The sequence below is a fragment of the Tardiphaga sp. genome (assembly GCF_041424195.1).
GTDB lineage: Bacteria > Pseudomonadota > Alphaproteobacteria > Rhizobiales > Xanthobacteraceae > Tardiphaga.
Window position 1 is genome coordinate 1 of sequence record NZ_JBGMOE010000178.1, and the last position, 4,598, is coordinate 4,598.

Below are 4,598 nucleotides of genomic sequence, written 5' to 3' on the forward strand. Positions count from 1 at the left end.
CCGCCAGCGCCAAACCACCTCCAGCCATCATGCCCCCGCGAAGAAGCTCTCGTCGATTTAGGGGACAATTCATCAGGTTCCGTTCTCTGTTTCGATGTGCGCTTCCTTCCTAAGATACGCAGGGCGCTCCGTTATCCCTCACACATTCTGCATCTGACGCCGAAATTCGGATCTTTCGCCGATATGCTTGGGCAACGGGGGAAAGCGGTACGAGCTTCAAAGCCGGCTCGAGATCGCACGAATCGCCTTCAGGCCCGCACCAAAGCGCGCGATCGGTTCGCGATTCTTCTCAAGCTCGCTGTAGGCAAGGTAGGAGATATCCAGATCCGCTATTCGGCTGAAGGCCGGCCGGCGCAGCTGCGCCCGCACATCGGCCTCCCGCGCGTCGGGCGCGACGAGAAACAGACCGGCCGCCGCATGGAGGTCGCTTCCGGACAGAGCCAGATCGAGCATACGGACAATGCCGGAGTAGATCGACGTGCTGTGTTCCACCTCGAATGCGGCAGTCACATGCTCTCCACTCGGCTCGATCCACAACACATCGATGAGCCGGATCGCGTCTGCTCCTGGCGACGTCGTGATGGTTGGCGGTAGCCGCTCGAGACACCCCTTGCCGAGTGGTGCGCCATCGACCAGGCGACCGGCATCGTTGGCGGCGATCCATACCCGATACCCCAGTGCCAACCCAAGATCCCGCAACCATAGCTGGATTTCGGCATGAGTCCTGTCCGTCTCGCCCTGAAGCTGCGCTGTCTTGTCGAGTTTGCGTGCCTCGCAGCGCGCTAGCTCAAGATGCTCCAGCCAGGACGCGCCCGAGGCTGCATCGTCATCCAGCGGCGGCGCTGGAAAGCGGCCCGCCCCGACATCGAACAGCAGGCCGCCCGCTGCGCCAAGATCATTGGAAAGCAGTTCGCGATAACGATCGTTGAGATCGAGGATCCCCGCTCGCATCGCGAGAAAATGGTCCCAGGATCCCAGTTTGACCTTCGCACCTGTCAGCGCATTATAGCCTTTGACGATAGCTGTATTGAACGGCGGTACCAGCGTCGGGTGGAGAAAATACAGCAAATTGGCGACTGCCGGGCCAAGGCCCTTGATCTTCAACCGGTCGATTGCCCGGATATGGCCGATAATTTCTTCGGCAGTATCGCAGCATGAGCAGGCATGCAGGAGACGCCCGAAAGCCTGTTGGTTCTCCGGATTTTCATAGATGTCGGGAATGCGCAGCTTGGGCTTCCAGAGGAAGGCGTGATCGGCGCCTTTGAAAATCTGGCGCTGCTCGGCAATCGAATGCACTACGGTTTCAAGCGACGAACCGCGATAGGCCACGCCAAAATGGCCGCTATCGATCTCGGCAACCACCTGCGCCAGACCGCGCCGGATCGATCGAAAATTCTTTAGTCGCTCATCCCAAAGAAACCAGGACCGATACGTGGCCGAGGCATCATCGCGCCAGCGGCGTATCAATTCTCCAACCAGTCTCTGGTGGGTTTCGGACAAAGCCACAGGATTTTCGCCCTTCATTCGCAAGATTACCCCGGTTCATATCGGACCGTAGCAATCGGCTAATAGATTCGCATCGCCTTTCAGACAGAGGGACGTATTCTTGAACGTTCGATCGCGCGAGGGCTTGCGCTTCCGGGCGCGTATAATTTGTGACGGGTACGCACCGGCGTCGTTCGCCCACTGCGAGGATTACCTATTGATACCGAGGGGATGTCGCGCCCCTTAGAGAGCCGATCGGAGAACCCAGCATGCAAGAGCATAGTCATCAGAGCCATGAGCGCAAAGCCAGCTGCTGTAGAGGCCATCAGGCTGGTGCCGCAAACATGGTGCGCGATCCGGTCTGCGGCATGATGGTGGACCCGATGGCCACGGCCCACCATGCGGATCATGACGGCGCCTCCTACCATTTCTGCAGCGCCGGCTGCCGGAGCAAGTTTCTGGCCGACCCGTCGCCCTATATGGCCGCCCCTATCCCACCTCAATCCGGCAATGGCGCGAACGTCGTCTATACGTGCCCGATGCATCCCGAGGTCCGGCAACTCGGCCCAGGCTCCTGTCCTATCTGCGGAATGGCGCTCGAGCCCGCGACGGTAACCGCCGACGATGGCCCCAGTCCGGAACTGGTCGATATGACCCGCCGCTTCTGGATTGGGCTGGTGTTGACCTTGCCTGTATTCGCGCTGGAAATGGGCGGCCATCTGACGGGCCTGATGATGATGCTCGGCCGTACGACATCCAACTGGATCCAGTTCCTACTTGCCACGCCGGTCGTACTCTGGGCGGGCTGGCCGTTCTTCGATCGCGGCTGGGCATCGATCAGGTCACGCCGTCTTAACATGTTCACTCTTATCGCCATGGGTGTGGGCGTCGCCTGGGTTTACAGCGTCGTCGCGATCCTTGCGCCCGGCGCCTTCCCGGCCGCCTTTCGGGACGCATCGGGCGCGGTGCCCGTCTATTTCGAGGCGGCCGCGGTCATCACCGTCCTCGTCCTGCTCGGCCAGGTGCTCGAGTTGCGCGCGCGTGAACGAACATCGGGCGCCATCAAGGCGCTTCTCGACCTTGCGCCCAAGAGCGCGCGCCGCCTGAAGGACGACGGCAGCGATGAGGAGGTCACGCTCGACCTGATTGCGGTGGGCGACCGCCTGCGCGTGCGTCCGGGCGAGAAGGTTCCGGTCGATGGCGAACTGCTCGACGGTCGCGTGTCGATCGACGAGTCTCTGGTCACCGGTGAATCCATGCCGGTGACCAAGGAGCCCGGTGCAAAAGTGATTGCGGGCTCGCTCAACAAGACCGGCTCCTTCGTCATGCGCGCGGAAAAGGTCGGCGCCGAGACTATGTTGTCGCGGATCGTACAGATGGTCGCCGAGGCACAGCGCAGCCGCGCGCCGATTCAACGCATGGCGGATCAGGTCTCTGGCTGGTTCGTGCCGGCGGTGATTGCGGTCGCGCTCGTTGCCGCGGCCGCATGGGCGCTGGTCGGACCCGACCCCCGCTTCGCCTATGCGATCGTGGCGGCCGTTTCGGTGTTGATCATCGCGTGCCCCTGCGCGTTGGGACTTGCGACCCCGATGTCAATCATGGTCGGAGTTGGGCGCGGGGCGCAGGCCGGTGTGTTGATCAAGAATGCCGAAGCACTCGAGCGCTTCGAAAAAGTCGATACGCTGGTAGTCGATAAAACGGGAACCCTGACCGAAGGACGACCGGCGGTGACGGCCATCCAGGCGGTCGCGCCTTTCGATGACCGCGAACTGCTCCGCCTGGCCGCCAGCCTCGAGCGGGGAAGCGAGCATCCGCTGGCCGACGCGATCCTGCGCGCTGCGCGCGACCGCGAGTTGATGCTAGCCGAAGCGGCCGATTTCGATTCGCCCGTCGGACGCGGCGTACTCGGCACCGTCGAAGGCAAGAAGGTCGTCCTCGGCGGGGCCAGGCTCATGCGCGAGCAGGGCGTCGACATCACCGCGCTGGAACCCGCTGCGGAACGACTGCGGGACAATGGCACGACGACCATCTTCGCAACCGTGGACGGTGCTCTTGCCGGGCTGATCGGCATCGCCGATCCGATCAAGGAAACCACGCCGGAAGCCGTCCGGGCCTTGAAGGCCGAGGGTATCCGCGTGGTCATGATGACCGGCGACAACAAGGCAACGGCCCTCGCCGTGGCGCGCCGGCTTGGGATCGACGAGGTTGAGGCAGAGGTGCTTCCCGAGGACAAGGCCTCGGTCGTGCAGAAACTTCGCGCCGAAGGCCGCTCGGTTGCGATGGCGGGGGATGGTGTCAACGATGCGCCCGCGCTGGCCGCGGCAGAAGTCGGCGTCGCGATGGGCGCAGGCGCCGATGTCGCCATCGAAAGCGCCGGCGTAACATTGCTCAAGGGCGATCTCACCGGCCTGGTCCGTGCGCGCAGGCTCTCCCGCGCAGTGATGCGGAACATCCGACAAAATCTTTTCTTCGCCTTTGCTTACAATGTCGCTGGCATCCCGATTGCGGCTGGAGCGCTCTATCCCTTGTCTGGATGGCTCCTGTCGCCTGCGATCGCGGCTGCGGCGATGGCGCTGTCCTCTGTCAGCGTGATCACCAATGCGTTGCGTCTGCGTCTGGTGCGCCTCTGAAGCGCGTCGAGCAGCTGCGCGCTAAGGCGCCGCAATGGCGCGCAGCTTCCGGGCCCGGCGACGCGCCGTCAATGCCTTCGAGGCAATCCAGCTCGCAAGGGCCGACAGGAGTCCGATCGCCAAGCCCACAATCATGAGGTTCCCTTCGTTGACCTGATCTTTAGGGATAAGATGCTTGGCCGACAGGTAACCGGGCGCGAAAAGGAGCGGTACCCACATCGCCGCAGATACTATATTCGCCAACTGAAACGCGCCGACGGGCATTCGCGTAATCCCTGCAACAAGCGGGACGATCGAGCGGAGCGGGCCGAGGAAGCGACCGAGAAGCACAGCAAGGAATCCATAGCGCCGGAAGAAGATTCGCGCATGGGCGACCGCCGTGCGATGGCCCCTGAGTGGCCAGATTCGATAGGCCGATGCGCCAAGCTTGTGATCTGCCCCCCGCTGAGTGGCCCAGAGACTATGATAGTCTGGACCACGAAA

3 protein-coding genes are annotated in these 4,598 nt (G+C 62.5%); 1 reads left to right on the forward strand and 2 read right to left on the reverse strand.

Going from position 1 to position 4,598, the window contains the following annotated elements:
• Positions 1–216: 216 nt before the first annotated feature.
• Positions 217–1,524 carry a type II restriction endonuclease gene (locus ACEK02_RS24020; RefSeq protein WP_371424027.1) on the reverse strand — a complete coding sequence of 436 codons (1,308 nt, stop codon included), beginning with the start codon at positions 1,522–1,524 and terminating at the stop codon, positions 217–219.
• Positions 1,525–1,754: 230 nt separating this feature from the next.
• On the opposite strand from ACEK02_RS24020, the gene ACEK02_RS24025 reads away from it, so the two are divergent.
• Positions 1,755–4,115, forward strand: coding sequence for a heavy metal translocating P-type ATPase (locus ACEK02_RS24025; RefSeq protein WP_371424028.1), 2,361 nt, complete (start codon positions 1,755–1,757; stop codon positions 4,113–4,115).
• Between the two features lie 21 nt (positions 4,116–4,136).
• Here ACEK02_RS24025 and ACEK02_RS24030 read toward each other — a convergent pair.
• On the reverse strand, positions 4,137–4,598 hold a 462-nt coding region (locus ACEK02_RS24030; protein WP_371424029.1), incomplete at its 5' end, for a DedA family protein.